Origin of the sequence: Pyxidicoccus xibeiensis (genome assembly GCF_024198175.1) — a bacterium.
In the GTDB taxonomy this organism is placed as follows: Bacteria; Myxococcota; Myxococcia; order Myxococcales; family Myxococcaceae; genus Myxococcus; species Myxococcus xibeiensis.
Genome location: NZ_JAJVKV010000012.1, coordinates 220,665 through 233,411 on the forward strand (window position 1 = coordinate 220,665; position 12,747 = coordinate 233,411).

Annotated in this window: 9 protein-coding genes; 6 read left to right on the forward strand and 3 right to left on the reverse strand. The window is 70.1% G+C overall.

Going from position 1 to position 12,747, the window contains the following annotated elements; translation table 11 throughout:
• Window positions 1-11: 11 nt before the first annotated feature.
• The 3 genes from LXT23_RS37745 to LXT23_RS37755 form a co-directional block, all read right to left on the reverse strand.
• The gene (locus LXT23_RS37745) at window positions 12-2,777 is read right to left on the reverse strand and encodes an Ig-like domain-containing protein (RefSeq protein ID WP_253985272.1); all 2,766 of its coding nucleotides are present in this window, start codon (window positions 2,775-2,777) and stop codon (window positions 12-14) included.
• Between the two features lie 123 nt (window positions 2,778-2,900).
• Window positions 2,901-4,319, reverse strand: coding sequence for an IgA Peptidase M64 (locus tag LXT23_RS37750; RefSeq protein WP_253985273.1), 1,419 nt, complete (start codon window positions 4,317-4,319; stop codon window positions 2,901-2,903).
• Between the two features lie 52 nt (window positions 4,320-4,371).
• A complete protein-coding gene (locus tag LXT23_RS37755) occupies window positions 4,372-5,784 on the reverse strand; it encodes a PEGA domain-containing protein (RefSeq protein ID WP_253985274.1) in 1,413 nt (470 codons plus the stop codon).
• A gap of 508 nt (window positions 5,785-6,292) precedes the next feature.
• On the opposite strand from LXT23_RS37755, the gene LXT23_RS37760 reads away from it, so the two are divergent.
• The 6 genes from LXT23_RS37760 (at window position 6,293) to LXT23_RS37785 (ending at window position 12,693) form a co-directional block, all read left to right on the forward strand.
• Window positions 6,293-7,297, forward strand: coding sequence for an SDR family oxidoreductase (locus LXT23_RS37760; protein WP_253985275.1), 1,005 nt, complete (start codon window positions 6,293-6,295; stop codon window positions 7,295-7,297).
• An 86-nt stretch (window positions 7,298-7,383) separates the two neighbouring features.
• Window positions 7,384-8,391: a diacylglycerol/lipid kinase family protein gene (locus tag LXT23_RS37765; protein WP_253985276.1), complete on the forward strand. Its 1,008-nt coding sequence runs from the start codon at window positions 7,384-7,386 to the stop codon at window positions 8,389-8,391.
• A gap of 31 nt (window positions 8,392-8,422) precedes the next feature.
• Window positions 8,423-8,944, forward strand: a complete 522-nt coding sequence (locus LXT23_RS37770) for a tyrosine phosphatase family protein (protein ID WP_253985277.1) — start codon at window positions 8,423-8,425, stop codon at window positions 8,942-8,944.
• Window positions 8,945-9,036: 92 nt separating this feature from the next.
• A complete protein-coding gene (locus tag LXT23_RS37775; protein WP_253985278.1) occupies window positions 9,037-9,726 on the forward strand; it encodes an NUDIX hydrolase in 690 nt (229 codons plus the stop codon).
• Window positions 9,727-10,013: 287 nt separating this feature from the next.
• Window positions 10,014-10,817 carry a protein phosphatase 2C domain-containing protein gene (locus LXT23_RS37780; RefSeq protein WP_253985279.1) on the forward strand — a complete coding sequence of 268 codons (804 nt, stop codon included), beginning with the start codon at window positions 10,014-10,016 and terminating at the stop codon, window positions 10,815-10,817.
• Between the two features lie 4 nt (window positions 10,818-10,821).
• Window positions 10,822-12,693 carry a hypothetical protein gene (locus tag LXT23_RS37785; protein ID WP_253985280.1) on the forward strand — a complete coding sequence of 624 codons (1,872 nt, stop codon included), beginning with the start codon at window positions 10,822-10,824 and terminating at the stop codon, window positions 12,691-12,693.
• The last annotated feature ends 54 nt before the right edge of the window (window positions 12,694-12,747 follow it).

Genomic DNA, 12,747 nt, shown 5'->3' on the forward strand with positions numbered 1-12,747 from the left:
GAGCCGTGAGGCTACGGATTGGCGACACCGAAGGACGATGCGCCCACTGCCCAATCAGCCGCCAGGTTCGTATCGGTGGCGTTGATCCGGCGGACCGTGGTGGCCGTGGTCGTCAGGATTCCCGTCCAGTTGACAGACACGTCATTGGAAGTGGGCGTCGACGTGGGCGTGCACGCCTGGCCCGTGCAATCAGCGGGCAACCACTGTCCCGCCGCCTGGATGGCCTGCAGGTTGCTCGGGAACGCGCCTGGCGGAGTCACACCGGTCCTGTAGAAGGGCACGGCATCCTGAATCGTGCCGGCCCCATCTCTCACCATGATGACGCGGCTGGAGTACTGGATGTCGCCATTGCCTGCACCGCCGGCGCCCCGGAAGTCCCATGCAGTGTCGTAGTTGCCAGGCGTCGCGCTGGACGGGAACTGGTCCTTGGCGGTGCGCTCATCGTTCTGGGCCGTGCCATTGATGTGCACCACGATGATGTCACCCTCGGCAACACCCACGTCCGGCAGGGTCGCCAGCACCCGGATGGGCGCGATTGCGTCCTGGTGGATGACAAGCCCGGCGGTCGTACCCGCGCTGACGACCTGCAGCTCGATCAGGTCCGCATTGCCAGCGAAGTTTGGCTGCACCTCGGTGAGCCGCAGAACGGCAGCCGTGCGGTAGCCCGTGAAGGTTCCAGTGTTCGCCGTGCCCGAGACAGGGGTTCCGGCCCTATCCGTGACACTCGTGGCAACGGTGGCGGTGTAGCTGGTTCCGGGCGTCTGGGCGCTCGTCGTCACGATGACTTGCTTGCCACTGACCTGTGCGGCCGAGGCCGTCAGCCCTTCCGTGAAGGTGAACTGTGCGGCGGCGTCGGTGATGCTTGCCGCGGAGATGAATCGGTCGAACGTCAGCACGACTTCCGTCAGGGAGCGCGCAGCCGCGGACACGAGCTTGGGCGCCGGGCAGGTCGAAACCGTGAGGTCAGAGGAGGAGAATGCCGACGGCTGTGCGCTGGCGGTGAAGCGCCACATGGCGCCATTGTTCAGCGTGAACGCGCAGCCCGGAGTGATGTCGAGCTCGGTGACCAGGGCATCGGGCACGCGGAGCCGGAAGGTGGCGGCAGGGGCCGTGATTCCATCGGTGGTGATCTGGAAGCCTGCGAATCCGGTTCCCTGTGCTCCATCCGCGGTTTCGATATCGCCGGTCAGGTAGATGAGCTCGGACTCCACGTCATTCAGGGCGGACACCAGGGTGCCCGTATCCGTGTGATCGACCTTCAGGCCAGCGGGGGTGGCCGTATTGAGGTTCTGCACCGGGAGACCGCGGGTCACCACGGAGAAGTCCGTCACCGTCGAGGCGATATCCACCCCGCTGGTGACCGTCTTGACGGTCACGTTGAAGCTGACCCGGTCACCGACGGCCACCTGGCCAGCCGCCGTGGCATCGGACACGAACATCGCGGGGCCGGCGGCCTCTGCCTGGAGGAAGAAGCCCGACGGCTCGGTGGCCGCCTGCCCGGGCACCGCGGGCTTGAGGAAGGTGACGAAACCACCGGTGATGGGCAACGGACTCGCCAGGTTGCCAGCGGCAGCGGCGATGAATGCCTGAATCTGCGCGCTGGTCTGCGCCGGAGTCGTGGGGACGCTCGAGTTCTCGCAGGTGTTGTTCGTGGTGTTGCACGTCTGGGTCAGTGAGCAGTGCGCGTTGGTGACGCACTGGACGCAGGCCGTCTTGCCGTTGCAGACAGGCCGGTTCGGGTCGATGCCCGCGCAGTTGGCGTCCGTCACGCACACCTCGCACAGGCCGCGGCCGTTGGCGGCGGCGGTGTCGCAGAAGTCACGGGTGCCCGGCTCGTCCGCGCACTGCGTGTTCGTCGTGCAGCCGCAGAGGTTGTTGGCGTTGCACACCGGCTTGCTCTCGTCACAGCGGGCATCGCTGGTGCTGGTGCACTCGACGCAGGCCGTCGGCTGCGTGTCCGTGCGGCACACCGGGGTCTCCGGGGCGCATGAGGTGTCGTCCGCGCAGCCCTCGCAGGCCGTGCCGGCCGCGTTGCAGGTCTGGCTGCCCTGGCAACCGACGGCGGTACCACCGGTCGTCACACACACCTTGCACTGACCGACGCCGTTGGCGGCGGTGATGTCACAGATGTTGGTCGGCGTGCTGCAGCCCTGGTCCAGCTCTGCGGCCTGCGCCGTGTCGAGGCACGCCTTGCACGCGCCCGCGCCACCGGCCTCATCGGTCTTGCAGAAGGGCGCCGCGGCCGCGCAGCCCGTGTCCTGGCCACCGGCCTGGTCCGAGTCGAGGCACGCCTTGCACACACCCGCGCCGCCCGCCTCATCGGTCTTGCAGAAGGGCGTCGCAGCCGAGCAGCCCGTGTCTTCGCCACCGGCCTGGTCCGAGTCGAGGCACGCCTTGCACGTGTTGGTCGTGGTGTCGCAGACGGGGTTCGCAGCGGTGCAGCCCTGGTCCTGGGCGCCGCCCGTGGCGGTATCCGTGCACGTCACGCCCGCGTCCGTACCGGCATCCGTGCCCGCGTCCGTACCGGCATCGGTGCCAGCGTCCGTACCCGCGTCCGTCCCGGCATCCGTGCCCGCATCTTCCGGAGGAGGAGGCGGCGGCGTGGTGAGGTCGCGCTGCTCGCACGTACCGTCGTTGCAGGTCCACTCCTTGCCCTCTGCGGGCTGACCATTGTCATTGCGACAGTCGAACGAATCGACGCACTCGTCTCCACAGCCCGAGCCCATCGTGACCAGCACGGCGGTCAAGAGAGCCGGAAGCCAATTCCGTCTGAGCATGCAGTCCCCTCCAAGGGATTCAGCAGGTAGTGGCCTCCCTTACACCTGAACTTGGAGAGGGTCCATTGGGCTGCCCCGGGGATACGGGCATTTGACACGGGGCTGGCTTGAAATGTCAGGTGTTCAAGGAGTCGCGCGCGGAGCCCGCTTCGGCGGGCCCGCGTACAGGTCGATGACCTCCGAGATGGCGCCCTGACACACCGCGCAGAACGGCACGCGGTCCCGGGTGAACATCACGCAGTCGAGCTGGGGCCGGTAGTACCCCCGGGGCTCGTACATGGCCCCCTCGAAGGCGCCCACCCGACCCGAGTACTTCTGCGTGGATAGGAACTTCTCCTCCCAGTCCCGCTGGGACAGGAAGAGGGCATCCATGTCCGACTCCGGCTTGCGCTGGGCGCGGACCTGCCGGCGGCGATGCTGCACGTCCGTGGCGTGTTTCTCGTACCCGGCCTTGTCCCAGGGCGTGGGAAGCGGAGTCGCCTGTGACACCAGGTGCTTCCACTTGAGCTGCTCGGGAGCGTGGAGCGCGGTGACGTTCTTCTCCCACGGCTCGAGCCGGTCCGCGGCGGGGACGTAGACGGACTCGGAGGTGTAGTACTCGTCGGCGAGGCCCGCGAAGTGGTGGCCGAACTCGTGGACGAAGACATACGGCGCCCACAGGCTGTCGGCGGCCACGGTGCCGTAGAGGCCGAAGATGCCCCCGCCGCCGTACGTGTTGCCATTGGCCAGGATTTCCACGAACTCGTAGGGCGCGAAGGCGGCCGTCTCGCGGAAGGCCTTGTTGTCGAAGGTGAGGACATAGCGCTCGCTGCCGAAGGCGTCATAGGTGGTGCCCACGGGCGAGCGCCGGTGGACGCCCGTGGAGGGGCGGGAGATGCCGGACTGCGCGGCGGCGGGCACCAGGCCCCACACGTTGAAGTCCGCCTTGCGCTCCTTGAAGGGCGAGAAGGTGAAGAGGATGTCCACCATGCGGCGGGCGTCCTTCTCGAACTTGGGGCGCTCGGCCTCGGTGTAACCGTCGCCGAGGATGAGCAGGTCCACCTTCTGCTCCGGCGGTCCGCTCTCCAGCAGCTTCAGCAGCGGGCCGGGTGAAGGGGGCGAGGACGGGTCCACGAACATCCCCTTCGGGTCCACCACCAGCGACCAGACCTCGCGGAAGGCGTTCTGCGCATCCCGCTTCTTGAGGAGCACCTGGACGGGGCGCTCCGGGGCGGGGAAGCGCAGCGACTCGTGGAAGGTGCGGTGCATGCTCCGCGCCTCGGTGGTGATTTCCCACTCGCCGTAGATGGAGGCGAAGCCGCGCGAGAACAGGAGCCGGTTCGACGTCCTGTCCCGCACCTCGAAGAGGTACTTGCCGAGGTTCGTCTCGTCGATGGCTCGCTCGGGATGGCCGGGCCAGGGCAGCGGCTCGAGGACCACCTTGTCGATGCTGAAGCGCTCCTCGGTGGCATTGCCGGTGTGAAAGTAGTCGACCCGGAAGGTGCGGGGAGCCGCGGCGGAGGCGCTCGTGGCCAGCAACAGGACGAGGAGGGCACGCATCATGGGCGCACTCTACGCGCCCTTCCGGGGATGCGGTGCCCTTCGAATGCGGCCGTCAGAAGGAGCCGGACAGCGTGGCCGAGGCGCCCTCACCATCGGTGGAGAGCCCCACCGAGACAGGAGGCGGAGCGGACGGGGACAGCAGGAAGAGCACCGCGCCCGTGGCCACCGCGGCGCCGCCACCGACGAGCAGCCCGTTGAGGACGTTGCTCTTCTTCGCCAGGGAGTCGCGCAGCACCAGGGCCTCCCTGTCGGTGGACAGGATGCGGCCATTGTCGAGCCGCTTCTCCAGCGCATTCACGTCCTTCTGGGCCATGAGCCGCACCACGCCCGCGCCGCCGAGCGCCGCCACGCCCGCGCCGAGCGCCACATAGGACGCTACCCGCAGCCCTGAGGCCGAACGGGACGACGAGAGCTGATTGCTCGCGTTGACGTCTGTTCCACCCCGCTGCGCACTGCCCGGCTGCTCCCAGGGGGCCTTGCCATTGGCATTCATCACGACGAGGTTGGAGGGGGAGCGGCCCGTGGTCACGAAGTCCACGAGGGCGGGGAGGGCTTCCGACGGAGCATCCATTCCCTGCGTCTTGAAGCCTCCCTCGCGCAGCTTCTGGCCCCCCTCGACGTTGAGCACGGTGGCGGCGAACCACTTCGGGCCGCTGCTCGTGCGCTCCAGCCGGACGACGATGACCTCCTCCACGCCGAGCGTGCCACCCAGCCGGACGGCATGACTGAGGGTCCGCTCGTCATTTCCATCCGTGGAGGTGATGCAGGGGAAGGGATTGGCGGACACGGAGCTCTCATAAGCCACGTCGATGAGCAGGGGCGTGTCGGCGCCCTGCACCTGGACCTGACGGGGGAAGCTGGTGGCGGTGCCCTTCACCAGGGTGAGGTCGTAGGTGCCTGCAATCACGTCGAGCGTCAGCGGCGTCTGTCCAACCTTGAGCCCGTCGAGGTACACGTCCGCCGCGGGCAGCGTGGACTTCACGGACAGCTTCACCCTGGGCGTCCGGGCCAGGTCTCGCTTCAGCTTGTCGAAGGACTGCCGCAGGGACGGGGCGAACTGGTCCGGGTCGAGCGTGTACTCCGGCTGGAGCCGCAACACGCTGCGGAACGCGGCGTCGCTCTCCTTCACCTTGCCCAGGGTGCGGTAGTTCAGGCCGTGGAGGAGCTGGGCGTCCACGAAGAGCTTCCAGCGCATGTCTCCCACGGGCAGGCGGGTGATCTGCTGGAGCGCTTCGTCGACGGCCTGGGCCGCCCTGGCGTTGCGGCCTTCGTAGAACTGGTCCTGGGCGGCCTCGAGCTGGCGCTGGAGGTCCTCGTAGCTCTTGTTGGCCTGGGGGAAGAGCCGCTCACCGAACTCGGCGGCGCTCAGCGTCTCCTGCTCGGGGCGCGACGCGAGCGCATCCAGGAACGCCTTGGCCTGACTGCCCAGCTCCGCGTCCTTGCAGTCGCCGTCGGCTATCACCATGCGGCGAGGTGCCGCATACGTCGTCGCCGAAATCAGACACGCTAGAATGGCAAATGTGATTCTCATCTCTGCGAGTCCTTGAGCAGGGATTGGCGAGCGCCCGATGCAGGTGGCCGCGAGAGGGGTCTTGGGGGAGTTCATGATGCGGACCGGGTGCAGGCCGTGTTCCGTCAGCCATCCGACAGCCGAGCGCACATACCAAGTCCACCCACCTTCCTCCAGACCCGCCGCCCCAATCCAGAACCCCAGTTCTTTCAGCCCCTTGGCACATCCCACCTGGCGTCGGCCCCGGCTGGAACCCATCCCCACCGCCTCCCGCGGCAGGCCCCACCCGTCCACGGCCTGGACGCACCGTCCCGCTGGAGGACCCGAGCCCCACCTTTATATGTCCGCCCGGCTGCCTGCCCCTCAGGGGGCCTTGCGATGGCCGGGTGCGTCGCAGCGTGCCATCCCCATCTTCGCGAGGGGGTAGGGGGCCACGGGGTTGCCCCGGCAAGGAGACAGCGGAATGAAGCGGGGATGGAAGGACCGGATCATCGTCATCACCGGAGCGTCGAGCGGCATCGGCCGGGCCACCGCGCTCGCGCTGGCGAAGAAGGGCGCCCATGTGGTGCTCGCCGCCCGCCGTGAGGACCCTCTCGATGACCTGGCTCGCGAGTGCGAGGCCCGGGGCGTGCGCGCCCTCGTCGTCCCCACCGACGTCTCGGACTCCAAGGCCGTGCACCACCTCGCCGACGAGGCCCTCGCCGCGTTCGGCCACTTCGACGCGTGGATCAACAACGCCGGCGTCTACCTCATGGGCAGCCTCGAGCAGACCCCCGACGATGCCTTTCGCCACCTCATGGAGACCAACTTCTTCGGCACCGTCACTGGCACCCGCGTCGCCGTGACGCAGTTCCGCCACCAGGGCTACGGCACCCTCGTCAACGTCTCCTCCACCTTCGGCGCCGTCGCCGCGCCGTACGTCAGCGCCTACGTCGCCTCCAAGCACGCCGTGCGCGGCTTCTCCGCCTCCGTCCGCCAGGAGATGCTCAACACCGGCATCGACGTGTGCACCGTGCTGCCCGCCGCCATCGACACGCCGCTGTGGCAGCACACCGCCAACTACACCGGCTGGCGCATCCGCCCCGTGGAGCCCGTCTACACCCCGGAGCGCGTGGCCCGGGCCATCCTCCGCGTCCTGCGCAAGCCCAGGCACGAGGTGCTCGTCGGCCCCGCCGCCCGGGGCTTCGCCGCCATGCACGGCCTCATGCCCGCCACCTTCGAGCGGACCATGCGCGGCGTCACCAGCTCCCAGCACTTCGAGAAGGTGCGCCAGGGCCATACCTCCGGTAGCCTCTTCCGCCCCATGGCCGAGGGCACCGGCACCTCCGGTGGCTACCACTCGGCCGGCAAGCAGTGGCTCCGCCGGCTGCTGTTCGCTGGGGGACTCGTCGCGGCGGCCTCATCCTTCCGCAAGGGAGGGGCCGGACGAAGACTCGGAGTGCGCGTCGCCCACGCGCTCGCGAGCTGAAAAAGGGTCATCTTTGCGTCACGACGCGCTCCGGGTTGCGGCGCCGTGACCGGGCCATGACACAGCCTGGGGAAAGTCCACCCGCCATGACCAACATCGCCGTCCTCGTCAACCTGCGCGCCCGCCGAGGCTCTGAAGGAGTGGGAGGCCTCGTGGAGCGCTTCCTGCCTCGCGCCCGTGTGGCCCTCACCCGCTCGCTCGAGGAGGCCCGTGCCTGGATTTCCGACACGCTCCGGCCCAACCCGCCCTCCCTGCTGCTCGCCGGAGGAGGGGACGGAACGATTACCGGGCTCCTCAACGAGCTGCGCACGGCCGGAGTCGCGCTGCCCGCCATCGGCGTGCTGCCGCTGGGGACCGGCAATGCCTGGGCCCGCGTCACGGGGGCACCCCGGCCCGCGCTCGCGCTGAAGCAGATCTCCGCCATGGGCGAGCGCCTGCCGCCCCTGCGGCCCTTCTCCCTGGTGCGCGTGGAGGGAAAGGTGGCGCCCTTCGCCGGCACGGGCTGGGACGCGGAGATGATTCAGGACTTCAAGAACCAGCTCGCCAGCGCCGGTCCACTGGCCGGCACCCAGGCCGGCCTGCGCGGCTACCTCGGGGCCATGTTCACCCGGACGGTGCCCCGCCACGTGTTCGGCGAGGGCAATCCCAACGTGTCCGTCTACAACCTGGGTGACACCGCGCTCACCGTGGACTCGCGGGGCGCGGTGCAGCCGGTGACTCACGGGGACAAGGGCGCGCTGCTGTATCAGGGGCCCGCGGGCGTGGCCGGCGCGGCCACCACGCCCGAGTGGGGCTTCGGCTTCAAGGCCTTCCCCTTCGCCCAGGCGGTGCCGCACCGGCTGTCCGTGCGCGTGTATGGCGCCACGGTGCTGGAGGCCACGCGCAACATGTTCAAGCTGTGGCGCGGAGAGCACCCGATGCCGCGCATGCACGACTGGTTCGTCCAGCGCCTGCGCATGGACTTCGACCGCGAGGTGCCGTTCCAGATGGGCGGGGACGTCATCGGCATGCGCCGCTCGCTGGAGTTCGACCTGGCCGAGGAGAGCGTCCAGCTCGTCGACTGGCGCCAGCTCTCGCGCATGGTTCGCGTGTAGCGGCGGGCGCGGGGCGGTAGGCTCTGAGCGCATGGGCTCCGAGCCGGACACGCTCCCCGTCATCGAAATCCTCCCGCGGGGGCAGGCCGTGAAGCGGCTGATGTCCCGCACCCCGGGCAAGGAAGTGGGGTGCCTCGTGTCCATCGGCGACCCGGGCCAGCGTCACCCCGTGGGCTTCCTGCGCGCGGAGCACCGCCTGCGGCTGCTGTTCCATGACGTGACGGAGGACTCGGAGTCGTACTCCGCGCCCACGGCCGAGGACGTCGCGAGAATCATCCAGTTCGCCCGGGGGCACCTGGGCACCACGCGCAAGGTGCTCGTGCACTGTGAGGCGGGCATCAGCCGCTCCACCGCGTCCGCCACCATCCTCTACGCGGTGTGGCTGGGCCCGGGCCGCGAGGCGGAGGCCGTGGAGCGGGTGTTCCAGGCCGTGCCCGAGGCCCGGCCGAATGCCACCCTCATCCGACTGGCGGACGCGCAACTGGAGCGGGGTGGGGCGCTCATCGACGCGGTGGCGCGGCGGCTCGCGGCGGCGGAGTCGCTGCGTCCCTGAGCCTTCACGGGCCGGTGGCCCCGGCTTGACCCGGGTGTGCGACGGACACTATGCCGGGTGTCCACCGCAGCGCGAAGCGAACGGATGGAGCCGTGAGCCACACCTACGAGTACCCGAGACCGGCACTGACGGTGGACTGCGTCGTCTTCGGCCTGGATGACGAGGACCTGAAGGTGCTGCTCATCCGCCGGGGCGTGGAGCCCTTCGCGGGGCGGTGGGCGCTGCCGGGCGGCTTCGTGCGGATGGACGAGGCCCTGGACACCGCCGCGCGCCGGGAGCTGGAGGAAGAGGCCGGCATCCGCCCCGGGCACATGGAGCAGCTCTACACCTTCGGCGCTCCGGAGCGGGACCCCCGGGGACGCGTCGTCACCGTGGCCTACTTCGCGCTGGTGAAGCTCAGCGACCACACGCTGCACGCGGCCACGGACGCGCGCGAGGCGGCGTGGTTCTCCGTCTGGGACACGCCGAAGCTGGCGTTCGACCACGCGGACATCCTCTCCACCGCGCTGCAGCGGCTCAAGGGCAAGGTCCGCTACCAGCCCATCGGCTTCGAGCTGCTGCCTCCCAAGTTCACCCTTACCCAGCTCCAGCGCCTGTACGAAATCGTCCTGGAGCGGCAGCTCGACAAGCGGAACTTCCGGAAGAAGATTCTCGCCATGGACCTGCTGGAGGAGCTGGACGAGGTGGAGCAGGACGTCTCCCACCGCGCCGCGCGCCTCTACCGGTTCGACCACAAGAAATACAAACAGCTGGAGAAGGCGGGCTTCAACTTCGAGCTCTGAAGCCGCCCTGACCCCGGGTGTGCGCCCGCCAACGCGGGCCCTGCCCTCCAGTGCGAACGCCCCCGATTGATTTGACATGGTGTCGCTTGGACACTATGTTGGTGTCGTAGAAACACGAACCTGGGGCAAGGCGCAGCGGGCTGGCGCCGCCAACGGAGAGGCGCGCTCGTGGCGCCTTGCTCCGGGGACGTGAGGAGGCCGCCACCCGTGGGGAGGCCACGGGCGGGGTGTGCCGCCAGCGTGTCTCGGTTTCGCCGTCCGTGCCCTCAGCGGGCCACGGGAGAGTCATGTCCGCGCTGCCCTTCGACATCGCCGCCGCCTCGGTGCAGGGACGTGAGCACGCTCGGGCGGGGCGCAACAACCAGGATGCGCTGTGCGTCCGTGCCAGCGAGCACGGCCTGGTGGCGGTGGTGGCGGACGGGTGCGGCAGCCAGCCGTGCAGTGAGCTGGGCGCGCAGCTCGGCGTGAGGCGGCTGGCACAGGCGGCGCTGGTACGGCTGGCGGAAGGGGAGCACGTGGACGAGGCGACGTTCCTGCCCGGCCTGCGCGAGGACGTGCTGTGCCTGCTGGGAGAGCTCCGGGGGGAGCTGGGCAGGGACGCACTGGGGGACTTCCTCTTCACGCTGGTGGGCGCGGTGGTGACGCCCTCGAAGACGCTCGTCTTCTCGGCGGGGGACGGGGTGTGGGCGCTCAACGGCGAGGTGCACCCGCTCGGGCCGTTTCCGGGCAACGCGCCGCCGTACCTCGCCTATGCGCTGCTGCGCGGGGACGACACGACGCTGTCCACCCAGGCGCTGGTGCCGACGGAGGACGTGCACGCGCTGCTGCTCGGGACGGATGGCGTGGCGGACCTGGCGCGGCTCGCCTCGGCGCGCCTCCCCGACAAGGAGGAGACGGTGGGGCCGCTGTCGCGGCTCTGGACGGACGACCGGTACTTCGCCAACCCGGACGCACTGCGCCGCCGTCTGTCATTGCTCAACCGCGAGGCCGTGCGTGCCGACTTCGGGGAGCGGCGCCTGGTGCGCACGCCGGGGCTCCTGCCCGACGACACCACGCTGGTGGTGCTGCGCCGCCGCATGGGGAGGGCATGACGCCATGGACGTCTGGCTCGAGGGGAAGAAGGTCAAGGTCAACCCGGCGAACGCGCTGGGCAAGGGCGGCGAGGCGGACGTCTTCGACCTGGGCGACGGCCGCGCCCTCAAGCTGTTCAAGCCGCCCGAGCACCCGGACTACACGGGCCTGCCCGCGGAGCAGGCCGCGGCGCGCGTCCGCCTGGACGAGCACCAGCGCAAGCTGCGCGCCTTCCCCACCGGACTGCCCGGGCGCGTGGTGGTGCCGCAGGCGCTCGCCACGGACCGCAAGGGCGCCACGGTGCTCGGCTACGCCATGCGCAAGCTGGACGCGGTGGAGCCGTTGCGTCGCTTCGGTGAGCCGTCGTTCCGCCGCGCCGGCGCCACCTCCTCGCGTGTGGTGGAGGTGCTGCGTGGGCTGCACCGGACGCTCGCCGCCGTGCATGCGTCGGGCGTGGTGGTGGGGGACTTCAACGACCTCAACGTGCTGGTGGCGGGCGCGGCGGACGCGTACTTCATCGACGCGGACAGCTTCCAGTTCGGCACGTACCTGTGTCCGGTGTTCACCGAGCGCTTCCTCGACCCGCTGCGGCTCGGGAGCGGCGGGGGCCTGGTGCCCGTGGTGCCCGCGTCCTTGGAGAGCGACTGGTATGCCTTTGCGGTGACGGCGATGCAGGGCCTGTTGTGCGTGGGGCCTCACGGTGGTGTGCATCGGCCGAAGACTCCCGGTGCGCGGATGACGCCCGCGAGCCGCGTGCTCCAGCGCGTCACCGTCTTCCACCCCGAGGTGCAGTACCCCAAGCCGGCGCTGCCGCTGCACACGCTGCCGGACGACGTGCTGCACCACCTGCACCGCGTCTTCGTGGAGGACCTGCGCGGAGCCTTCCCGCTGCCGCTGCTGGACGGCCTGCACTTCACCGCGTGCGCGTCGTGCGGCGTGGAGCATGCGCGCGGCGCGTGCCCCACGTGCCAGCCGAACGCGACGGCCACCGTCACGCCCGTCACCTCGGCGCGCGGGCAGGTGACTTCGACGCGCCTGTTCTCCACGCGCGGTGTGCTGGTGCACGCGAGCGCCGAGGACGGGGTGCTGCGCTGGCTGTACCACGCGGAAGGGGCCTACCGGCGCGAGGATGGGCGCGTGGTGATGCGCGGGGGGCTGGACCCGACGCTGCGCTGGGCGCTCCAGGGGGACGTGACGCTGGTGGGGCAGGGCGGGGAGGTGGCGGTGCTGGCACCGGGCCGGCCCGCGGAGCGCCTGGGGGTGGACGCTCCGGAGGGCCGGCCCGCCTTCGCCGCCAACGCGCGGCACCGCTACTGGGCCGTGGGGGGCGGCCTGTGGCGGGACGGGACGTACGGGCCGGAGCGAATCGGCGACGTGCTGCAGGGGCAGACGCGGCTCTTCGTGGGGCCACGCTTCGGGCTGGGCTTCCACCGGGCGGGAGGGCTGCGCGGGGCTTTCGTCTTCGACGCGGGGCGCTTGGGATTGAAGGACGGACTGACGCTGCCGTGGCCCACGGGGCAGCTCGTGGAGGCCGAGTGTGTCTTCGACGGGCCGAATGCGTGGCTCTTCCTCACCGAGGAGACGGGGGGACGCACGGTGCACCACTGCCTGGTGGTGGGCTCGGACGGGGCGCTGCGAGCGAGCGCGGTGGCGGAGGCGGGGGACGGAACGTGGCTGGGCGGCGGGGCGCGCGGCCGGTGTGCGGTGGGGGACGCGCTCTTCTGCGCCACCGACGGGGGGCTGACGCGGGTGGAGCTGCGACAGGGGCGGCTGGAGGCCGTGCGCGAGTTCCCGGACACCGAGCCCTTCGTGGACTCGGGCAGCCAGCTCCACATGGTGAAGCAGGGGCTGGCGGTGGTGGGCCGGCGGGACATCTCCGCGCTGCGGATGGCGTGAGAGGACTTCTTTCATGCGCGGAGCTGGGGCTTCCGCGCCACACAGGGGGCAGGA